The organism is Variovorax sp. W2I14, from assembly GCF_050435205.1.
Lineage (GTDB): Bacteria > Pseudomonadota > Gammaproteobacteria > Burkholderiales > Burkholderiaceae_C > Variovorax > Variovorax paradoxus_C.
The window spans coordinates 5,420,056-5,439,209 of sequence record NZ_JBNDJX010000001.1 but is presented as its reverse complement, the minus strand read 5'-3'; the positions used below and the strand labels follow the sequence as shown (position 1 = coordinate 5,439,209).

The 19,154-nt window shown below is 67.6% G+C and carries 19 protein-coding genes and 1 pseudogene; 14 read left to right on the top strand and 6 right to left on the bottom strand.

Going from position 1 to position 19,154, the window contains the following annotated elements:
- Positions 1-33: 33 nt before the first annotated feature.
- The 4 genes from QF040_RS25405 to QF040_RS25390 all read left to right on the top strand — a co-directional run bounded on the left by QF040_RS25405 (position 34) and on the right by QF040_RS25390 (position 3,485).
- Positions 34-519, top strand: coding sequence for a MarR family winged helix-turn-helix transcriptional regulator (locus QF040_RS25405; RefSeq protein ID WP_429613328.1), 486 nt, complete (start codon positions 34-36; stop codon positions 517-519).
- 62 nt (positions 520-581) lie between these two features.
- Positions 582-1,253, top strand: a complete 672-nt coding sequence (locus QF040_RS25400; protein ID WP_176661219.1) for a response regulator transcription factor — start codon at positions 582-584, stop codon at positions 1,251-1,253.
- A 49-nt stretch (positions 1,254-1,302) separates the two neighbouring features.
- Positions 1,303-2,745, top strand: coding sequence for a sensor histidine kinase N-terminal domain-containing protein (locus QF040_RS25395; RefSeq protein ID WP_429613327.1), 1,443 nt, complete (start codon positions 1,303-1,305; stop codon positions 2,743-2,745).
- On the top strand, positions 2,742-3,485 hold the full coding sequence (locus tag QF040_RS25390; RefSeq protein WP_429613326.1) for a HEAT repeat domain-containing protein: 744 nt from the start codon (positions 2,742-2,744) through the stop codon (positions 3,483-3,485). Before QF040_RS25395 ends, QF040_RS25390 begins: the two co-directional genes overlap by 4 nt.
- Positions 3,486-3,499: 14 nt before the next feature.
- On the opposite strand, the gene QF040_RS25385 is transcribed toward QF040_RS25390, so the two are convergent.
- The 3 genes from QF040_RS25385 to QF040_RS25375 all read right to left on the bottom strand — a co-directional run bounded on the left by QF040_RS25385 (position 3,500) and on the right by QF040_RS25375 (position 5,206).
- Positions 3,500-3,697 carry a hypothetical protein gene (locus QF040_RS25385; RefSeq protein ID WP_013544271.1) on the bottom strand — a complete coding sequence of 66 codons (198 nt, stop codon included), beginning with the start codon at positions 3,695-3,697 and terminating at the stop codon, positions 3,500-3,502.
- Between the two features lie 15 nt (positions 3,698-3,712).
- Complete coding sequence (locus QF040_RS25380) at positions 3,713-4,525, bottom strand: biotin--[acetyl-CoA-carboxylase] ligase (protein ID WP_429613325.1); 813 nt, start codon at positions 4,523-4,525, stop codon at positions 3,713-3,715.
- A 66-nt stretch (positions 4,526-4,591) separates the two neighbouring features.
- Positions 4,592-5,206, bottom strand: a complete 615-nt coding sequence (locus QF040_RS25375) for an SET domain-containing protein (RefSeq protein WP_429613324.1) — start codon at positions 5,204-5,206, stop codon at positions 4,592-4,594.
- 89 nt (positions 5,207-5,295) lie between these two features.
- Here QF040_RS25375 and QF040_RS25370 point away from each other — a divergent pair, with 89 nt between their 5' ends.
- The 3 genes and pseudogenes from QF040_RS25370 to QF040_RS25360 all read left to right on the top strand — a co-directional run bounded on the left by QF040_RS25370 (position 5,296) and on the right by QF040_RS25360 (position 9,538).
- Positions 5,296-8,265 carry a DNA topoisomerase III gene (locus QF040_RS25370; protein WP_429613323.1) on the top strand — a complete coding sequence of 990 codons (2,970 nt, stop codon included), beginning with the start codon at positions 5,296-5,298 and terminating at the stop codon, positions 8,263-8,265.
- A 6-nt stretch (positions 8,266-8,271) separates the two neighbouring features.
- A pseudogene (locus QF040_RS25365) lies at positions 8,272-9,253 on the top strand (tripartite tricarboxylate transporter substrate binding protein).
- Between the two features lie 99 nt (positions 9,254-9,352).
- The gene (locus QF040_RS25360) at positions 9,353-9,538 is read left to right on the top strand and encodes a hypothetical protein (protein ID WP_429613322.1); all 186 of its coding nucleotides are present in this window, start codon (positions 9,353-9,355) and stop codon (positions 9,536-9,538) included.
- Positions 9,539-9,548: 10 nt separating this feature from the next.
- On the opposite strand, the gene QF040_RS25355 is transcribed toward QF040_RS25360, so the two are convergent.
- The gene (locus tag QF040_RS25355) at positions 9,549-10,430 is read right to left on the bottom strand and encodes a gamma-glutamyl-gamma-aminobutyrate hydrolase family protein (RefSeq protein WP_429613321.1); all 882 of its coding nucleotides are present in this window, start codon (positions 10,428-10,430) and stop codon (positions 9,549-9,551) included.
- 136 nt (positions 10,431-10,566) lie between these two features.
- Between QF040_RS25355 and QF040_RS25350 the strand changes: the two genes are divergently transcribed.
- Positions 10,567-11,625 carry a sugar phosphate isomerase/epimerase family protein gene (locus QF040_RS25350; protein ID WP_429613320.1) on the top strand — a complete coding sequence of 353 codons (1,059 nt, stop codon included), beginning with the start codon at positions 10,567-10,569 and terminating at the stop codon, positions 11,623-11,625.
- An 89-nt stretch (positions 11,626-11,714) separates the two neighbouring features.
- Here the strand turns inward: QF040_RS25350 and QF040_RS25345 are convergent, their stop codons facing one another.
- Positions 11,715-13,172, bottom strand: a complete 1,458-nt coding sequence (locus tag QF040_RS25345; RefSeq protein ID WP_429613319.1) for a PLP-dependent aminotransferase family protein — start codon at positions 13,170-13,172, stop codon at positions 11,715-11,717.
- Between the two features lie 82 nt (positions 13,173-13,254).
- On the opposite strand from QF040_RS25345, the gene QF040_RS25340 reads away from it, so the two are divergent.
- The 4 genes from QF040_RS25340 to dbpA all read left to right on the top strand — a co-directional run bounded on the left by QF040_RS25340 (position 13,255) and on the right by dbpA (position 17,022).
- Positions 13,255-14,514, top strand: coding sequence for an MFS transporter (locus tag QF040_RS25340; protein WP_429613318.1), 1,260 nt, complete (start codon positions 13,255-13,257; stop codon positions 14,512-14,514).
- A 390-nt stretch (positions 14,515-14,904) separates the two neighbouring features.
- A complete protein-coding gene (locus QF040_RS25335; protein ID WP_013544281.1) occupies positions 14,905-15,156 on the top strand; it encodes a hypothetical protein in 252 nt (83 codons plus the stop codon).
- A 60-nt stretch (positions 15,157-15,216) separates the two neighbouring features.
- On the top strand, positions 15,217-15,486 hold the full coding sequence (gene infA, locus QF040_RS25330; RefSeq protein ID WP_013544282.1) for a translation initiation factor IF-1: 270 nt from the start codon (positions 15,217-15,219) through the stop codon (positions 15,484-15,486).
- 84 nt (positions 15,487-15,570) lie between these two features.
- On the top strand, positions 15,571-17,022 hold the full coding sequence (gene dbpA / locus QF040_RS25325) for an ATP-dependent RNA helicase DbpA (RefSeq protein WP_429613317.1): 1,452 nt from the start codon (positions 15,571-15,573) through the stop codon (positions 17,020-17,022).
- On the opposite strand, the gene QF040_RS25320 is transcribed toward dbpA, so the two are convergent.
- The gene (locus QF040_RS25320) at positions 16,988-18,472 is read right to left on the bottom strand and encodes an MATE family efflux transporter (RefSeq protein ID WP_429613316.1); all 1,485 of its coding nucleotides are present in this window, start codon (positions 18,470-18,472) and stop codon (positions 16,988-16,990) included. The genes dbpA and QF040_RS25320 overlap by 35 nt on opposite strands.
- 59 nt (positions 18,473-18,531) lie before the next feature.
- Between QF040_RS25320 and QF040_RS25315 the strand changes: the two genes are divergently transcribed.
- The gene (locus tag QF040_RS25315; protein WP_013544285.1) at positions 18,532-18,702 is read left to right on the top strand and encodes a hypothetical protein; all 171 of its coding nucleotides are present in this window, start codon (positions 18,532-18,534) and stop codon (positions 18,700-18,702) included.
- 85 nt (positions 18,703-18,787) lie between these two features.
- Complete coding sequence (locus QF040_RS25310; RefSeq protein ID WP_013544286.1) at positions 18,788-19,108, top strand: hypothetical protein; 321 nt, start codon at positions 18,788-18,790, stop codon at positions 19,106-19,108.
- Positions 19,109-19,154: the final 46 nt, after the last annotated feature.

Here is a 19,154-nt window from a genome sequence, read left to right as displayed (position 1 = left end):
TTTTTTGGTCAGTTTGCTTTACCATTTGGCGACATGGCCGAAGCCGCTTTCCCGACCGATCCCGACGCTTGGCGCCAGACCCATCTGGGCCGCCTGCTGGGCCATGCGATGCGCCGCTTCGACGAGCGCGTGCTGGAACTGATGGCGCACGACATCGACGTGCCGCTCGCCCTCTCGAACCTCGCCGCGCGCGCCCAGGTGAGCGCCGCGCACATCCACATCACCCGGCATCTCGCGCGCGAAGGCTCGCGTCTCACCGAGCTGGCCGACCGTGCCGGCATGACCAAGCAGGCGATGGGCGCGCTGGTGGATCAGTGCGAAGCCTGGGGCCTGGTCACGCGCGGCCCCGATCCGCTCGATGCGCGCGCGCGGCGCGTGCTCTTCACCGCCGACGGCCTCGCCTGGCTCGACGCCTTCCGCAGCGCGGTGACCCAGGCCGAGCGGGAGTTCCGCAGCAGCGTCGGCGACGAGATCGCCACCGTGGTAACCATCGGTCTCGAAGCCTATACGGCGGGCTAGACTAAGCCGAGAGACAAAGTGAATGGCGCCGGCATGGCGCCCGAACCGGCCGGAGGTGGCTCATGCGAATACTGATTGCCGAAGACGACCAGGTGCTCGCCGATGCCCTGTTGCGGAGCCTGCGCACCTCGGGTGCGGCGGTCGACCACGTGGCCAACGGCTCGCAGGCCGACACCGCGCTCATGACCCACAGCGAGTTCGACCTGCTGATCCTCGACCTGGGATTGCCCAGCCTGCACGGCATCGAGATCCTCAAGCGCCTGCGCGCCCGCGGCTCGCAACTGCCCGTGCTGGTGCTCACCGCTGCCGACAGCGTGGAAGAGCGCGTCAAGGGCCTGGACCACGGTGCCGACGACTACATGGCCAAGCCCTTCAGCCTGCAGGAGCTCGAAGCGCGCGTGCGCGCCCTCACCCGCCGCGGCATGGGCGCCACCAGCAACGCGATCCGCCACGGCCCGCTGGTCTACGACCAGGCCGGCCGCGTGGCGACCATCGACGGCAAGATGATCGAGCTCTCGGCCCGCGAACTCGGCCTGCTCGAAGTGCTGCTGCAGCGCGCCGGGCGGCTCGTGAGCAAGGACCAGCTCGTCGACCGTCTGTGCGAATGGGGCGAAGAGGTGAGCCTCAACGCGATCGAGGTCTACATCCACCGCCTGCGCAAGAAGATCGAAAAGGGCCCGGTGCGCATCGCGACGGTTCGCGGACTGGGTTATTGCCTCGAAAAAATCCAGTGACGATGGCGCAGCCGCCCCGCATGCGCGGCATGCCGGAGGGCTCGGCCCGATGAAGCTCTTTCAGCGCGCTCAGCGCTCGCTCTTCGGCGAAATCCTCGACTGGATGCTCACGCCGCTGCTGCTGCTGGTGCCGGTGAGCATCGGCGTCACCTGGCTGGTGGCGCAGGGCATCGCCAACGCGCCCTTCGACCGCGCGCTCGAGCACAACGTGAAGGCCCTGGCCGAACTGGTGACGGTAAAGGAAGGGCACACGCAGTTCGTGCTGTCCCAATCGGCGCGCGAGATCCTGCGGGCCGACGACACCGGCCACGTGTATTACCAGTTGCTCGACGGCCACGACACGCTGCTCGGCGGCGAACGCGACCTTCCGATGCCGGGCCTCGACGAACCGCTGCCGGCCGGCCAGGTCTTCCTGCACAACAGCGCCCTGCACGGCAACGAGGTGCGCGTGGCCTCGCTGTGGATTCCCAGCGGCGTCGACGACGTGCCGCCCACGCTGCTGCAACTGGCCGAGACGCGCGAGAAGCAGTCGGTGCTCGCCCTCGAGATCATCAAGGGCGTGCTGCTGCCGCAGTTCGCGATCCTGCCGCTCGCGGTGCTTTTGATCTGGCTTGCGCTGGTGCGCGGCATCAAGCCGCTCTCGGTGGTGGAGGCGCGCATCCGCGAACGGCGCCCCGGCGACCTGAGCCCGCTCGACGAATCCTCGGTGCCGCTCGAAGTGGTGCCGCTGGTGTCGTCGGTCAACGAGCTCTTGAACAAGCTCAACGACTCCATCGACACGCAAAAGCGCTTTCTCGCCGATGCGGCGCACCAGCTCAAGACGCCGCTCGCGGGCCTGCGCATGCAGGCCGACCTCGCACAGCGCGAAGGCGCCAATGCCGATGAACTGAAGCAGTCGCTCAAGCAGATCGGCCGCGCCAGCGTGCGCGCCACGCACACGGTGAACCAGTTGCTGTCGCTGGCGCGCGCCGAAGGCAACAGCGCCAACACGCACCGCCAGCCCTGCGACCTCGCACGGCTCACCATCGAAGTGGTGCGCGAGGCCGTGCCGCGTGCCATCGAGAAGCGCATCGACATTGGCTACGACGGCGCGGAGGCCGGCGCGCCCGGCGTGATGTTCGACGGCAACCCGACGCTCCTGAAAGAGCTGGTGCGCAACCTCGTGGACAACGCGCTCAACTACACGCCCTCCACGCCCGAGCACCCCGGCGTGATCACCGCGCGCGTGCTGGCCGATCCCTTCGGCCATGTGCTGCTGCTGCAGGTGGAAGACAACGGGCCCGGCATCGCCGAATCCGACCGCGAGCTGGTGTTCGAGCCCTTCTACCGCGTGCTCGGCAACGAGGCCGACGGCTCGGGGCTGGGCCTGCCGATCGTGCGGGAGATCGCGAATCAGCACCGCGCACAGGTGAAGCTGGAAGATGCGCATCCCGGCAAGCATCCGCCGGGTGCGCGCTTCACGGTTCGTTTCGAAGGGGAGCATCTGCAGTGAGCGCGTCCGCCAAGGAGAGCAAGGTCATCGAGGCGCTGCGCCGCCGTTTCAAGGCGATCCGCATCGACACCGACGTGTCGGACATGTTCGACTTCGGCGCCGATCTGCTGGCGCTTCAATCGGCCGAAGCGCTGGCCTTCCACTACGAACTGCTGCGCGACACCGGCATGGACAGCGAGTTGTACGACTGGCTTTGCCGCAAGTTCAGCGAACGCGGCGACGCAGCCGAAGACCATCTGCTCGCGTGTTTTGCAAAGGAGCACGACCCGGCGACGCAGGCGACGGTGCTGCAGATGCTCGGCACCTTCAAGTACCGCAAGGGTCGGCGATTGAAAGAAACAGCGGCACTGGCGCGCGCCGCGCTCGCATCGCCTGAGGAAGACCTGCGCTGCAAGGGCCTGTGGGTGATCGGCTGGCTCGGCGGCGCGACCGACATCGCGAAGGTAGCGCCCCTGCTCGCCAGCGACCCCATCGCTGCGAACCGCCAATGGGCCGCCAGTGCGCTGATGCAGATCGTGCTCAACCGCCGCAGCGCGGCGCCCAAGGCGCTCGAATGTTTGCGCACCGCCCTCGAGGCCGAGACCGATCCGGTGGCGCTTCGCGGCATCCTGGTCGCGGTGCAGGAAATTGCGGGCAAGAAGTTCGGCTTGAGTTCAAGTTCGCACGAGCAACCGTCCGAAGACAAGCTGCAGGCCGCGCTGGCCAAGGCGCGCCGCATGTTCGCGCGCGCCGTAGCCTGATCCCCGGACCCCGGCTACGGCGCGGGCGCGCCCGCCTTCGCTTCCTTGCGCACCTGCACCCACTCGGGCTTGATCTGCCGAGACACGCGCTGCGGCTCGCGCTCGTTAAGGCTGGCCGGCGCCAGGCCGAAGCCCACCAGATCGCCGCGTGCCCACAAAAAGTAGCCGGCGTTGGCCAGCAGCAGGACGATCAACGCCAGGCGCAGTTTCATGGGGATTGATGATTTTCAGAACGCCATGCCGCGAGGGCGCACGCTCACTTCGTCGCTCGTGATGGTCTGCAGGCCCGCGGCCGTGCGCACCTGCAGCTCGCCGCTCCAGGCCACGCCTTCGCAGACGCCTTCGGTGCCGTCGCTCAGCACCACCTCGCGGCCGCGCAGCACATCGCGCGCGGCAAAACGTTCGGCGAACTGCGCGAAGCCCTGCGCCTCGAAGGCGAGCACGTTGCGCACCAGCGGCTCGGCCAGTTCGCGCAGCACCTCGGGCGCCGTCGCGCCGGGGCGCCATTGGTGCAGCCATGCGGGCGGCGTGCGCATGCCGTCGGCTTCGCGTGCGCCGATGTTGATGCCGATGCCGATCACCACGTAGCGCTGCGCGCCGGGTCCGCCGGCATGCGGCATTGCGGTTTCGATGAGGATGCCGACCAGCTTGCTGTCGTTCACCCAGATGTCGTTGGGCCACTTGAGGCCGACCTTGTGTACACCCGTCGGATCGAGGCTTTCGGCCACGCTGACACCGACGGCGAGCGACAGGCCCGACCAGTCGGCCGGCGCGAGCGGCATGCCCAGCGAGAACAGGAGCGAAGCCTGCGCCTGGCTCTGTGGTGCGCTCTGCCACGCACGCCCGAGGCGGCCGCGGCCGGCGGTCTGGCGCTCGGCCACCAGCAGCACGGGCTCGGTGCGGCCGGCGCGCGCGCGGCGCATGAGTTCGGTGTTGGTGGAATCGATCTCGGCCACGGCCTCGACCGCGAACCCGGGCAGCAGCGGCGCCACCGAGGCGGCGATCCGGTCTTCCTGCCAGGCGACCCTGGTGCTGCTCATCGGCGTACCTTCGTGCTTCGCACTGCGGTGCGAGCTTGCTTGGGGCGGCCCGGCGCGGCGCTCATGTCAGTCCTTCTTGGACTTTTTCTTGTCGGATTTCTTCTCGGCCTTCTCGGACTTCCTGGCCTCTTTTTTCTTCTCTTCTTTCTTCTCGGCCTTTTTCTTTTCGGCCTTCTTCTTGGCTTTCTTCTTCTTTTTCTTTTCTTCGTCCTCATCCTTGGGTGTCAGCAGCGTGCCGCGGCACTGCTCGGAGCCGCACCAGCAAGGAAATTCGGACAGGAGCTTCGGCGTGTACGGCTCGTCGATGATCAGGCCGTAGTCGTAGTTGAGCTCTTCTCCTGCAGCGATGTTGCGCAGCGCCTTGATATAAACGCGCCCATCGACTTCGTCGGCCTCGCAGTTCGGCTCGCACGAGTGATTGATCCAGCGGGCGTCGTTGCCCTTGACGTTGCCGTCGATCACGCGACCGTCGTCGATGTGAAAGTAGAAGGTGTGGTTCGGCTGGGCCGGGTCGTGCGGATGGCGGCGCAGCGCCTCTTTCCAGTTGATGACCTCGCCCTTGTATTCGATCAGCGTCTCGCCTTCGGCCAGGTCGTCGACGGCGAACACGCCGTTGCCATGGACGTCCGAGCGCCGCATCTGGATGCGGCGGCCGGCGAATTGTGGGGATTTGGAAGGCATCGCCGAAGTCTGTTAGTTTGAATATGCACACACATGCGCGTGTGCGCGTGTGCACACGCGGGAAGCCGCAGAGTATAGAGAGCCCTTAGATGACAAAGACGTTGGTAATCGCAGAAAAGCCGTCGGTGGCACAGGACATCGTCCGTGCCCTCACGCCGGTGGCCGGCAAATTCGACAAACATGACGAGCATTTCGAGAACGACAGCTATGTCGTGACCAGCGCTGTCGGTCACCTGGTCGAAATCCAGGCGCCCGAGGAGTTCGACGTCAAGCGGGGCAAGTGGAGCTTTGCGAACCTGCCCGTGATCCCGCCGCACTTCGACCTGAAGCCCGTCGACAAGACCAAGACGCGCCTGAACGCGGTGGTCAAGCAGGCCAAGCGCAAGGACGTGACGCAGCTCATCAACGCCTGCGACGCGGGCCGCGAGGGCGAGCTGATCTTCCGCCTGATCGAGCAGTACGCCGGCGGCAAGAGCCCGCTGGGCAAGCCGGTCAAGCGCCTGTGGCTGCAGTCGATGACCCCGCAGGCGATTCGCGATGGCTTCGATGCGCTGCGCACCGAAAAGCAGATGCAGGGCCTGGCCGACGCCGCGCGTTCGCGCTCCGAGGCCGACTGGCTGGTGGGCATCAACGGCACGCGCGCCATGACCGCATTCAATTCGCGCGACGGCGGCTTCTTCCTCACGACCGTGGGCCGCGTGCAGACGCCGACGCTGTCGGTCGTCGTGGAACGTGAAGAACAGATCCGCAAGTTCGTCTCGCGCGACTACTGGGAAATCCACGGCAGCTTCGCGGCCGAAGCCGGCCAGTACCCGGGCAAGTGGTTCAACCCCGACTGGAAGAAGGCCAACGCGCCGCTGCTGGCCAACGGCGAGCCTGATGCCGAGCAGCGCGCCGACCGCGTGTGGACCGAGCAGGAAGCCCGCGCCATCGCCGACGCCTCGCGCGGCAAACCCGCCACCGTCACCGAAGAGAGCAAGCCCACCACGCAGGCCTCGCCCGCGCTGTTCGATCTGACCTCGCTGCAGCGCGAGGCCAACGGCCGCTTCGGCTTCAGCGCCAAGACCACGCTCGCGCTGGCCCAGAGCCTGTACGAACGCCACAAGGCGCTGACGTATCCGCGTACCGATTCGCGCGCGCTGCCGGAAGACTATCTGCCGGTGGTCAAGCAGACCATGGAGATGCTCGCCGACAGCGGCATGAAGCATCTGGCGCCGTTCGCCAAGCAGGCGGTCGACGGCAACTACGTCAAGCCGAACAAGCGCATCTTCGACAACGCCAAGGTGTCGGATCACTTCGCCATCATCCCGACGCTGCAGGCCCCGAGCGGCCTGAGCGAGGCCGAGCAGAAGCTGTACGACTTCGTGGTGCGCCGCTTTCTGTCGGTGTTCTTCCCGAGCGCCGAGCACCAGGTGACCACGCGCATCAGCACGGTGGAGCAGGGCGGCAAGAAGTACCCGTTCCGCACCGATGGCAAGGTGCTGGTGAAGCCGGGCTGGCTCGCCATCTACGGCAAGGAAGCCCAGGACGACGAGAAGGAAGACGACAAGGACGGCAAGCGCCTCGTGCCGGTGAAGCCGGGCGAGATCGTGCAGAACGAGTCGGCCGACCTCAAGGGCCTGAAGACGCGCCCGCCCGCACGCTATTCGGAAGCCACGCTGCTGGGCGCCATGGAAGGCGCCGGCAAGACCATCGACGACGACGAGCTGCGCGAGGCCATGCAGGAAAAAGGCCTGGGCACGCCAGCCACGCGCGCGGCCACCATCGAAGGGCTGATCGCCGAGAAGTACATGCTGCGCGAAGGCCGCGAGCTCATTCCGACCGCCAAGGCCTTTCAGCTCATGACGCTGCTGCGCGGCCTGGGCGTGGAGGAACTCTCCAAGGCCGAACTCACCGGCGAGTGGGAATACAAGCTCGCGCAGATGGAGAAGGGCGCCCTGAGCCGCGACGCCTTCATGCGCGAGATCGCCCAGATGACGGAGCACATCGTCAAGAAGGCCAAGGAGTACGACCGCGATACCGTGCCGGGCGACTACGCCACGCTCGCGACGCCGTGCCCCAACTGCGGCGGCATCGTGCGCGAAAACTACCGCCGCTACGGCTGCGTGGGCAAAAGCGGCACGGGCGAGGACGCCTGCGGCTTCTCGTTCGGCAAGTCGCCGGCCGGCCGCACCTTCGAGGTGGCCGAGGCCGAGGCGCTCCTGCGCGACAAGCACATCGGCCCGCTGGAAGGCTTCCGCTCCAAGGCGGGCTGGCCCTTCACCGCCGAGATCATCCTCAAGTACGACGAGGAAGAATCGAAGAACTGGAAGCTGGAGTTCGACTTCGGCGACGACAAGAACGGCGACACCGGCGAGATCGTCGACTTCAGCGAGCAGGACACCGTGGGCCCGTGCCCGGTGTGCGGCGCGCCGGTGTTCGAGCACGGCAGCAACTATGTCTGCGAGAAGTCGGTGCCGACCAACGCGCAGCCGACGCCCAGTTGCACCTTCAAGACCGGCAAGATCATCCTGCAGCAGCCGGTGGAGCGCGCGCAGATGGAAAAGCTGCTCGCCACCGGCAAGACCGACCTGCTCGACAAGTTCGTAAGCATGCGCACCCGTCGCGCCTTCAAGGCCTTCCTCACCTGGAACGCCGAAGAAGGCAAGGTGACCTTCGAATTCGCGCCACGCGAAGGCGGCAGCAAATTCCCGCCGCGCAAGACCTTCGGCAAGCCGGCCGCCAAGACCGCGGCTGCGAAGAAGGTGGCTGCGAAGAAGACGCCTGCCGCCAAGAAGACACCGGCCGCGAAGAAGGCCGCCGCGCCGCGCAAGCCCGGCGCGGGCCTGAAGCCCAGCGACTCGCTGGCCGCGGTGATCGGCGCCGAACCGGTGGCGCGCACCGAGGTCATCAAGAAGCTGTGGGACTACATCAAGGCCAACGGTCTGCAGGACGCGACCAACAAGCGCGCGATCAATGCCGATGCCAAGTTGAAGCCCGTGTTCGGCAAGGACCAGGTGACGATGTTCGAACTCGCGGGCATCGTGGGCAAGCACCTCTCGGCGCCCGACGCGGCCTGACGACGCATGCGGCGCCGCTCTCTTGCCTCAGCGCTGGCCGCAGCGATGTTGCTGGGCGGCGCGGCCCTCGCCCAAGCCGCCGCGTGGCCTGACAGGCCCATCAAGCTGGTCGTGCCTTTCCCGCCCGGACAGGCCACGGACATCTTCGCCCGCGCGCTCGCCGAGCAACTCGGCAAGCGGCTGGGCCAGCCCGTGATCGTCGACAACAAGGCGGGCGCGGGCAGCAACATCGGCACCGAGTTCGTAGTGCGCGCGCCGCCAGACGGCTACACGCTCGTGGTGGCCGGCAGCGCGATGGCGGTGAACCAGACGCTCTATGCCAAGCCAGGGTTCGATCCGCGCAAGGACCTGGTCGGCATCTCGCTCGTCGCGAAGGTGCCGCTGGTGTTCCTGGCCACGCCCGAAAGCGGCATCCGCACGCTCGGCCGACCTCACGGCGCGCGCCAAGGCCGAGCCGGGAAAGCTGAGCTACGCGAGCGCCGGCATCGGCGGCACGCAGCACCTGTCGGGCGAGATGTACAAGTCGGCCGCACATGTGTTCATCACGCACATTCCGTACCGCGGCAGCGGTCCTGCGCAGTCGGATTTCCTCGGCAACCAAGTGCCGCTGATGGTCGATTCGGTGACGGCCGCGCTGCCACACATCAAGGCGGGCAAGGCGGTTACGCTGGCGGTGACCTCGGCCACGCGCTCGTCGCAACTGCCCGACGTACCGACCGTGCGCGAGAGCGGCGTAACGGGCACGAAGAATTTCGAGGCCGTCGGCTGGCTCGGCCTGATGGCGCCGCGCGGCACACCGCCCGACATCGTGGAACGGCTGAACCGCGAGGTGACCGACATCCTGAAGACGGAGCAGATGGCGCGCTTCATCCGCGAGCGCGGCGCCGAATCCGCGCCGACGAGCGGGCCCGAGTTCGACCGCTTCGTGGCGAGCGAGATCGGCCTCTGGGGCGCGGCCGTCAAGGCATCGGGCGCCAGGCCCGAATAACGGGGCGGACAAGCGCCCGGTGGCGGGTGGGTTGTTACAAGGCCGGTCGGGACGCGCGCCTATAGTGGTCCGCAGTCCCACCCATTCCTGGAGTTTTCCGTGAAGTCATTCATTGCAGCTGTGTTCGCCCTCGCGATGGGCGCGCTCGTGGCGGGCTGCGCCGGCACCGGTTCTGCGGGGTCGGCCAGCGGTGCCTCCGGCGCTTCGTCCGGCAGCGGCGTCACGGTGTTCGGCACCATCGACGCCGGCGTCAGCGGCAGCACGAACCGCTCGGACCGCCGCTGATCTTTCTTCTTCAGCGCCGCAGCAGCGCCTGGCGCAGCACTCGCGCCGCGCGGTCTCGGATCTTGCCGGAGCCCGAGCGCGGCGACGTCTTCGGCGCGACCTTGGCGGTTGCACAGGCCCACAGGAAGTCATGCAGGATCGGCGTGTCGTCGACCGTCTCGGTGCTGCCGTACTTGTGGAATTCGGGGTGCCACTGGGTCGCGGCGATGTAGCTGCGACCCTTCTCCGGCCGGCGGCGGATCGCCTCGGGCACCCGGTCGGGCAGGCTCCAGGCCTCGATCTCGAAACCCGGCGCGAGCCCCTTGATGCCCTGGTGGTGGATGCTGTTCACGCGCGCCGTGTCCACCTGCGGATAGAGCTTGGAGAGGCGCGTGCCCTGCACGATCTCGATTTCGTGGAAGTTCTGGTCGTAGGTCACCGGGTCGCGGTGGCGAAGGCCCCCTTCGTGCTGCGCCTCGATGTCCTGGTAGAGCGTGCCGCCGAAAGCCACGTTGATGAGCTGCAGCCCGCGGCACACGCCGAAGATGGGCTTGCCGGCCTGCTCGAAGGCTTCGACCAATGCCAGGTCGTAGAGATCGCGGATCTGGTCGCCGATCCACGCGTCCTTGAGCGGCACCTCGCCATAGCTGCCGGGCCAGACGTCGGCGCCGCCGTGCATCACCACGCCGTCGAGCCATTCGGCGTAGTGCGAGAGCTTGGTGTCGCCGCGTGCGGTTTCGCCGGTGGGGCAGGGGACCATCACGACCATTGCGCCGGCCGACATGAGCCAGTGCGCGATCGATTGCTCGACGTATTGCAGCGTCTTGTTGGTGAACAGCGACCGGGCCGGATCGGCGTGCGAGAAGCAGGCGGACAGGCCGATCTTGAGCCGGGCGGAAACAGGTTGCGTCATCGCGGGACTGTCAGCGCGAACTGATCGGGAGGTGCGGAAAGGAAAGTCCATTGTGGCTCGTTGGCCTCTCGCACGGGGTCGGACGACACGCCAAGTATGCTTTCAACGCCGCCACGACGCATAAGGAAGACAAGCCATGAAAACCATCAAGGGCCCCGCCATATTCCTGGCCCAGTTCGCGGGAGACACCGCCCCTTTCAACACGCTCGACGGCATCGCCGGATGGGCCGCGGGCCTCGGCTACAAGGGCGTGCAGATCCCAAGCTGGGACGCGCGCCTGTTCGACCTCCAGAAGGCCGCCGAGAGCAAGACCTACTGCGATGAAGTGAAGGGCACGCTCGCGAAACATGGGCTGGAGATCACCGAGCTTTCGACGCACCTGCAAGGCCAACTGGTCGCGGTGCACCCGGCCTACGACGCGGGCTTCGACGGCTTCGCGGCGCCCGAGGTGCGCGGCGACCCGGTCAGGCGCCAGCAGTGGGCCGTGCAGCAGCTGCATTTCGCGGCGAAGGCCTCGGCCAACCTCGGCCTCACGGCGCACGCGACCTTCTCGGGCGCGCTGGCATGGCCGTACCTCTATTCGTGGCCGCCGCGCCCGCCGGGGCTCATCGAGGAAGCCTTCGACGAGCTCGCGCGCCGCTGGCGACCGATCCTCGATGCCTTCGACGCCGCGGGCGTGGACGTGGGCTACGAGATCCACCCCGGCGAAGACCTGCACGACGGCGTGAGCTACGAGATGTTCCTGGAGCGCGTGGGCAACCACCCGCGCGCCTGCCTGCTGTACGACCCGAGCCACTTCATGCTGCAGCAGCTCGACTACCTCGCGTACATCGACCACTACCACGAGCGCATCAAGATCTTTCACGTGAAGGACGCCGAGTTCAACCCGACTGGCAAGCAGGGCGTGTACGGCGGCTTCCAGAGCTGGATCAACCGGGCAGGGCGCTTCCGCTCGCTGGGCGATGGGCAGGTGAACTTCAAGGCGATCTTCTCGAAGATGGCGCAGTACGACTTCCCGGGTTGGGCGGTGCTCGAATGGGAGTGCTGCATCAAGCATCCGGAAGACGGTGCGCGCGAAGGTGCGGCCTTCATCGCCGACCACATCATCCGCGTGGCCGACCGGGCCTTCGACGACTTCGCGACGGGCGGTGTGGACAGCGCGGCGAACAAGCGGATGCTCGGCATCGGGCGCTGACCCAGGCCGCGGAACCGCCTCGCGTGACTGGGCCCCGGCGAGTTCGACGCGCGGTCAGCCGCCGGCCGGCCGCATGCCCATCGCAGCGCTTACAGCAACCCTGAAAGGCGGCGGATCGCGCCGTCGATCTGCGATTCGTCGATGAGGCCGTAGCCGAAGGCGAGGCCGTTGGGTACATCGGGTGCCTGCGGGTCCAGTGCGAAGCGCGAGAGCGGCGGCAGCGTGATACCGACCGCGGCGGCGCGTTCGACCACGACGTGGTCGCGGGTGCCGGTGCGCAGCCAGGCCGACAGGTGCAGGCCCGCATCGGACGGGATCACCTCGAGCCGTCCGGCGGTGTGCTTCGCCAACGCCTCAAGCAGCGCGGTGCGCCGCGCGCCATAGACCTTGCGCATCTTGCGGATGTGACGCGCGAGGTGTCCTTCGGCAATGAAGGCGGCCAGCGCCTCCTGCCCGAGCACCGGCCCGTGCCAGTCGGCCAGCTCGCGTGCCCGCACCAGCGCCGCGCGTGCCCACGGCGGCGCGACCACGAAGCCCAGGCGCAGCGCGGGGAACAGGCTCTTGGAGAAAGTGCCGACGTAGCAGACCGACTCGGCGCGATCGAGCGTCTGCAGGGCATCGAGCGGGCGGCCGGCGAAGCGGAATTCGCTGTCGTAGTCGTCCTCGATGACGACCGCGTTGCGCGCCCGCGCAAAGGCCAGCAGCGCCGCGCGGCGCTGGGGCGACATCGCGACGCCGGTCGGGAACTGGTGCGAGGGCGTCACGCAGATCACGCGCGCCTCGGGTGGCAGCCGATCGACGCACAGGCCCTCGATGTCGGTCGGCACGGTGACCACCTTCGCGCCCGCGGCCGTCATGGCCTCGCGCAGCGAGGGATAGAAAAGCTGCTCCACCGCGACCACGGTGCGCCCCGGCACGACGAGGATGCGCGCGAGCAATCCGAACGCCTGCTGTGCACCGGCGGTGACGACGATGTCGTCGGCCGTGCAGCCGACCGCTCGGGTGAACGACACGTGCTTCGCGATCGCCTCGCGCAGCGCGGCCTGGCCCTGCGGCTCGGCGTAATCGGCGGGCTCGCGCGCGATGCGGCGCAGCGCGCGGTCGGAGAGGCGGCGCCAGATATCGAACGGGAAAGCGCTGGAGTCGGGCAAGCCGACGCGGAAGTCGTCGCGCGCGCGTTGCGGCTGCAGCGTGGGCGCGAGGTCGGCGCCCGGCACGTTCAGCGGCACCAGCCGCGGATCGCGTCGCACGGATGCGCTCTTGGAAATGCGACCGCGGCGCGACTGCGGCAGCGTGTCGGCCACATAGGTGCCGGCGCCGGGGCGCGCAAGCAGGTAGCCCTCGCTCAGCAGCAGGTCGTACGCAGCGAGCATGGTGTTGCGCGACACGCCCAGCCGCTCCGCGAGGGCTCGTGTGGCGGGCAGGCGCGCGCCGGGCTGCAGCCGGCCATCGAGGATGGCATCGCGCAGTTGCCGGTGCACCTCGCGCAGCAGGTCTCGCGAGCCGGTGCCCGGCAGGCGAATGGCGAGTTCGAAAAGTGGATCCATGAAGTTCGTGGATTGTGGTTCTTTTGAAGAGCCAATCGCAAGCCTATTCTGAAGACCTCAGAACGCTCACCGGAGTCTCGCCATGAACACCGAACCCGTCGCCAGCCCACAAGCGCAACCCGCCGAACACCTGCCTGAACGCCTCCCTTTGGGCTTGGCGTGGCTCGCGCTCGGCGCCTTCGCCATCGGCACCGAAAGCTTCATGGTCGCGGGCCTGCTGCCGGTGCTGGCGGCCGACCTGCAGGTGAGCGCCACGCGCGCCGGGCTGTTGGTGCTGCTGTTCGCGCTGAGCTACGCGATCGGCTCGCCGCTGATGGCCGCGCTGTTCGCGCGCTTTGGCCGGCGCCCGTTGCTGATTGCCAGTCTTGCGGCGTTTTCGGGCCTCACGCTCGCGGCGTCGATGGCGCACGGCTTCGCGCAACTGGCGCTGGCGCGGGTCGCGCTGGGGTTGGTGGCCGGCGTGTTCCTGCCGACCGCGAGCGCGGTGGCGGCATCGATGGTCTCGCCCGCGCGGCGCGGCCGGGCGCTCGCCATCGTGTCGGGCGGCGGCACGGTGGCGGTCGCGCTCGGCGTGCCGCTGGGCGCGTGGATCGCCGGTTGGGGCGGCTGGCGCACGGCCTACCTGCTGATCGCCGCGGTGGCGGCGCTGGCCACCTGGGGCATGGCCGCCGGTTTGCCGCGCGGGCTGGCGTCGGCACCGGCCGCTGCCGCGCGCACGCCGTCGTTCTCGGTGGCACGCGAACCCGGCGTGCTGCCGGCACTGCTGACCACCATGCTGTGGGCGACGGGCGGCTTCAGCTTCTATACGTACATCGCGCCGTTCCTGTCCGGCACGCTGGATTTCGGGGTCGAGAGCGTGAGCGCCGTTTTCTTCGCGATCGGCATTGCGGCAGCCATCGGCACGGCGGCGGGAGGCTGGGCGACCGACCGCTTCGGCGCTGATCGCATGGCGCAGGGCTTCGCGCTGATGCTGGTGGTGATCTTGGGCGGCCTGTCGTTCTCCGCGCAGATGCTGTCGCGTGAACTGGCGCTGCCGCTGATCGTGGGGCTGTCGGCGCTCTGGGGCTTTGCGGGCTGGGGCTTCGGCCCGGCGCAGGCGGTGCGGCTGATCCGTCTCGCACCGGAGCGTGCGCCGATGACGCTGTCGCTCAACGCCTCGGCGGTCTACCTGGGCATCGCGGCGGGATCGGGGCTGGGCGGCGTGGTGATCGAGTGGGTCGGCGTGGGTGCCGTGGGCTGGGCGGGCGCGGTTTGCCAACTCGCGGGGTTGGGCTTGATGTTGCGCGCTGCCCACAAGTCGCGGGCTGCGCTTTCCTCGCCGACATCGCCGCTGGCCGCCTGATTGCAGCGAGTTTCGCTACATTTTCGATAGCAAACTTCACAGAAGCGACCGTTCTTAGCGGGGCCATTGAGGCCCCGCTTGCTTTGAAGGCGAGCAACTGTCATGCCCGTCAAGCTATAATGGCGGGTTCGTTTCGATACCACGACGAAGCACTTCGTCAAATTGCCGGCTGACCTGCAACTGTCCCTTGGATTTTTCAGGCCCCCACACTTTCAGCCGGCTTCACAGTGTGTTGGAGCGCCAGACCGGGCGCCCATGATTGCCACCACTGCCTTCGTTCTTGTTGAAGCGAATAGCGCGTCCGCCGCGCCATTCCGGCCGGCCCACGCCCGTTTTCAATTATTTTTCAGGCACTTCGCGTTCAACATTCGCGCGCTGTGCCAAGGCTTCATGGACATCATTCAACACAGTATCGCGGTGGGCAAGTACCTTGTTTCTCCGCTCATTCGACACCAGGACGACGGCAACTACGCCGCCTCCGTCTCGATCCGCTCCGGCCACGGCAGCGGCATGCACGACCGCGTGATGCGTTTCACGCCGCGTTTTGCGAGCCACGCCGCCGCCGTCGGCTATGCCATCGACCAAGGCCTGGGCTGGGTGCGCGAGCGCAACGCGCCGCTCGCCTTGCCGTGCGCAGGCTGAAACAATCACGCCCATCTTCATATCCAACACACATCGAACGAGATTCAGAGGTAACCAAGCATGCCCAAGGAAGAACTGATCGAAATGAACGGCGCAGTGACCGAAGTCCTGCCCGACTCGCGCTACCGCGTCACGCTGGACAACGGCCATCAACTGATCGCCTACAGCGGCGGCAAGATGCGCAAGCACCACATCCGCATCCTGGCGGGTGACAAGGTGTCGCTCGAGCTCTCGCCCTACGACCTGACCAAGGGTCGCATCACCTTCCGTCACCTGGAACGTCGCGGCCCGCCGCCGACCTCCGGCGGCAACAACTCTCCCCGCCGCTGATCCGCGACGGACAAGAGGCCTTGCGGCACCCCGCGAAGGGTGCCGGCAAGGCCTTTGTTTTTCCGGGTCCCGGCTGCTGAAACGATGACTACGACCAATCCCACAGCCGACGGCTCCCAAGCCCAGGTTTCGACCGACAACGGCTTTGCCACCCTGGCGCTCTCGCCCCAGATGCTGGCCAACCTCACCCAGCTCGGCTACACGCAGATGACGGCCATCCAGGCCGCCGCCCTGCCGCCGGCGCTGCTCGGCAAGGACCTGATCGCCCAGGCCAAGACCGGCAGCGGCAAGACCGCTGCCTTTGCCCTCGCGCTGCTCGCCAATCTCAATGCACGCCGCTTCGCCATCCAGGCGATGGTGCTGTGCCCGACGCGCGAGCTGGCCGACCAGGTCACGACCGAGATCCGGCGCCTCGCGCGTGCCGAAGAAAACATCAAGGTGGTCACGCTCTGCGGCGGCGTCGCGCTGCGCGGGCAGATCGCCAGCCTGGAGCACGGCGCGCACATCGTCGTGGGCACGCCGGGCCGGATCATGGACCACCTGGAGCGCGGCAATCTCGACCTTTCGGCGCTCAACACGCTGGTGCTCGACGAAGCCGACCGCATGCTGGACATGGGCTTCTTCGACGACATCGTGAAGGTCGCGCGCCAGTGCCCGAAGGAACGCCAGACGCTGCTGTTCTCGGCCACATACCCCGAAGGTATCGCCAAGCTCGCGCAGCAGTTCATGAAGAGCCCGCAGCAGATCACGGTGCAGGCACAGCATGAAGGCAGCAAGATCCGCCAGCGCTGGTACCAGGTGAAGGACAGCGAGCGGCTGCACACCGTGAGCCTGCTGCTCGACCATTTCCGCCCCGTCAGCACGCTGGCCTTCTGCAACACCAAGCAGCAGTGCCGCGACCTCGTCGAGGTGCTGCAGGCGCAGGGCTTCAGCGCGCTGGCGCTCTTCGGCGAGCTCGAGCAACGCGAGCGCGACCAGGTGCTGGTGCAGTTCGCCAACCGCAGCTGCTCGGTGCTCGTGGCCACCGACGTGGCGGCGCGGGGTCTCGATATTTCCCACCTCGAAGCGGTGATCAATGTCGACGTGACGCCTGATTCGGAAATCCACATCCACCGCGTCGGCCGCACGGGCCGCGTGGGCCAGTCGGGCGATGCCGAAGGCCTCGCGCTGAACCTGGCCAGCATGAACGAGATGGGCAGCGTCGGAAAGATCGAACAGCTGCAGGGCCGCGAATCCGAATGGCACGAACTGGCCGAGCTCACGCCGGCCAAGGGCGCGCCGCTGCAGCCGCCGATGGCCACGCTGCAGATCGTCGGCGGGCGCAAGGAGAAGATCCGCGCCGGCGACGTGCTGGGTGCGCTCACCGGCGACTGCGGCTACACGAAGGACCAGGTCGGCAAGATCAACGTCAACGAGTTCTCGACGTATGTGGCGGTGGACCGCGCGATCGCCGCGGAAGCGGCGCACAAGCTCGGCAGCGGCCGGGTCAAGGGCAAGTCGGTCAAGGTGCGCCTGCTGACGCTGCAGGACCAGTAACGGCAACAGGCTGCGGCGTGGCGAGCGCCGCAGCATCGCCATGCGCCGAGGTCGGCGCCACTGGAGCATCGAGCACCGGTGCAGGCGCCTTCATCGACGGTTCCTGCCGCGCCAGTCTGGCCGCCAGCCGGAACGCCACCACCACCGCGAATAACCCAAAGATCGACGAGCCCACGGCCTGCCCGACGAGCACGCCGGCCGCGCCGTAATGCGAGCCCCACCAGGCGAACGGAATCGTGCCCAACGTGGCGCGCCCCCAGTTGAAGAAGGTCGACAGCAGCGGATGCCCGAGGTTGTTGAACGACGCGTTCGCCACGAACAATCCGCCTGAAAAGAAGAAGCTGGCCGCGAGCCAGGTGCAGAACAGCGCGATGAGTTCGGCCGCCAGCCCCTCCGCCGAGAACGCGCGGATCAGCACGCCCTGTCCCAACGCCAGCACGAGCCAGGCGACGGCCACCGAGGCCACCATGAAGAGCAGGCTGTCGCGCAATCCTTCCTGCACGCGGCGGTACTGGCCGGCGCCGAGGTTCTGCGCAAGGATCGGCCCGACCGCGCCGCTCAGCGCATAGACGAGCCCGAAGGCCACGGGGCTCAAGCGATCGATGGTGGCCGCGCCCGCCACGGCAGACGGACCGAACTGAGCGATCGCATGCGTGACGAACGCAGCGCCAACGGGCGTCGCGAGGTTCGTCAACACCGCCGGCCCCGCAACGCTCGCGAGCGCACGCGCGTCGCCGACCAGCCGCGACGCTTCGAAGCGCCCGAGCATCCGGTGCTTCACCATCACGCCGTGCAACCCGATGCCCGCGAGCACGAAGCGCGACACCACCGCGCTGATGGCAGCGCCGTCGAGCCCCAGGCCGAAACCAAAGATCAAGATCGGATCGAGCACCGCCGTTACGAAGGCCGCCGCGAGCGTGACCGTCATCGAGCGCCGCGCATCGCCGATGGAGCGCAAGAGCGCCGAGCACGCCATGCCCAGGCCCAACAGTGGCAGCGTGTGCACCGTCACCGCGAGGTAGCGCTGCGCGAGCCGCGCCGTCTCGCCCTCGGCACCGAGCACGTGCAGGGCAGGGTGCAGGAAGAAGGCCGTGCCGCTGCCCACCACCACCGATGCGGCCGTCATCAGCACGAGGCTCGAGGTGGCGATGCGCCGCGCATCCATCGCGCGGCCGGCACCCACCGTGCGCGACACCACAGCCGCGATGCCGATCGTGAGCCCGATGCACAGCGACGCATGAAAGAACCCCACGACGCCCGCGAAGCCGACGGCGGCTGCCGTCTCTTTCTCCCCGAGCAGCGAGATGTAGAAGAGGTTGATCAGGTCGACCGCGAACACCGCGATCAGCCCGATGGCACCGGTGCCGGCCATCACGCAAACATGGCGCAAGAGCGAGCCCGAAACGAAGCGCGGACGCTCGACGGCACCCGCCGTTTCGGTTATTGGCATATGAAATCCTCGATGTGGCCTAATTGCGGGTTCGAACATTACTTTTACCCGAGCTTTTCATGCCCAAGACATTCCGTACCGAAGCCGAACGCGTTGCCACCCCGAAGCCGACGCCGCTGCCCGGCTACACGCTGCCCAAGACCGGTGGCGGCCAGAAGGTCAGCCTGGAACGTGGCACCGCAACGCGCAGCAAGAAGAACCCCGGCAAGCGCGCCAAGAAGGGCGGCTGATCCAGCCCCTCTGGCTCCCCGGGAGCCACGACGAACGCGCCCTCGGGCGCGTTTTGTCGTTGGGCCAGCTATAAACAACGCCGCGATGTCCGACGACAACCAGATCTTCATCCCGCCCTCGTTCTTCGCGGTCTACAGCGATGCGCGTCAGCGTTTGAGCGAACCGATCGGCGTGGTGCGCGAGCGCTACGAAATCTGCGAGGACCTGGCCAACCACCTCGTGGGCCACGCGCAGATCCAGCATCACACCGAGGTGCCGGTCGAGGCCGAGATCCTGCGGCGCATCCACGCCGGGCTCGCGACGCCGGAATCCGGCGTGTCGCCCGCCGAGGCCGAATGGATCGTGCAGCGGCTGGCCGAGCTGCTGGGCTGGCAAGGCCCCGAGCCGGCAGCCGCAGGTGACTGAGCCGCGGACGCCGTTTGGCGGCCGATGCTCCGGCAAGGCGCCTCGG

Coding starts and splice junctions, on each gene's coding strand:
- QF040_RS25405 (WP_429613328.1), top strand. CDS start 34: ATGGCCGAAGCCGCTTTCCCGACCGATCCCGACGCTTGGCGCCAGACC.
- QF040_RS25400 (WP_176661219.1), top strand. CDS start 582: ATGCGAATACTGATTGCCGAAGACGACCAGGTGCTCGCCGATGCCCTG.
- QF040_RS25395 (WP_429613327.1), top strand. CDS start 1,303: ATGAAGCTCTTTCAGCGCGCTCAGCGCTCGCTCTTCGGCGAAATCCTC.
- QF040_RS25385 (WP_013544271.1), bottom strand. CDS start 3,697: ATGAAACTGCGCCTGGCGTTGATCGTCCTGCTGCTGGCCAACGCCGGC.
- QF040_RS25380 (WP_429613325.1), bottom strand. CDS start 4,525: ATGAGCAGCACCAGGGTCGCCTGGCAGGAAGACCGGATCGCCGCCTCG.
- QF040_RS25375 (WP_429613324.1), bottom strand. CDS start 5,206: ATGCCTTCCAAATCCCCACAATTCGCCGGCCGCCGCATCCAGATGCGG.
- QF040_RS25370 (WP_429613323.1), top strand. CDS start 5,296: ATGACAAAGACGTTGGTAATCGCAGAAAAGCCGTCGGTGGCACAGGAC.
- QF040_RS25355 (WP_429613321.1), bottom strand. CDS start 10,430: ATGACGCAACCTGTTTCCGCCCGGCTCAAGATCGGCCTGTCCGCCTGC.
- QF040_RS25350 (WP_429613320.1), top strand. CDS start 10,567: ATGAAAACCATCAAGGGCCCCGCCATATTCCTGGCCCAGTTCGCGGGA.
- QF040_RS25345 (WP_429613319.1), bottom strand. CDS start 13,172: ATGGATCCACTTTTCGAACTCGCCATTCGCCTGCCGGGCACCGGCTCG.
- QF040_RS25340 (WP_429613318.1), top strand. CDS start 13,255: ATGAACACCGAACCCGTCGCCAGCCCACAAGCGCAACCCGCCGAACAC.
- QF040_RS25335 (WP_013544281.1), top strand. CDS start 14,905: ATGGACATCATTCAACACAGTATCGCGGTGGGCAAGTACCTTGTTTCT.
- infA (WP_013544282.1), top strand. CDS start 15,217: ATGCCCAAGGAAGAACTGATCGAAATGAACGGCGCAGTGACCGAAGTC.
- dbpA (WP_429613317.1), top strand. CDS start 15,571: ATGACTACGACCAATCCCACAGCCGACGGCTCCCAAGCCCAGGTTTCG.
- QF040_RS25320 (WP_429613316.1), bottom strand. CDS start 18,472: ATGCCAATAACCGAAACGGCGGGTGCCGTCGAGCGTCCGCGCTTCGTT.
- QF040_RS25315 (WP_013544285.1), top strand. CDS start 18,532: ATGCCCAAGACATTCCGTACCGAAGCCGAACGCGTTGCCACCCCGAAG.
- QF040_RS25310 (WP_013544286.1), top strand. CDS start 18,788: ATGTCCGACGACAACCAGATCTTCATCCCGCCCTCGTTCTTCGCGGTC.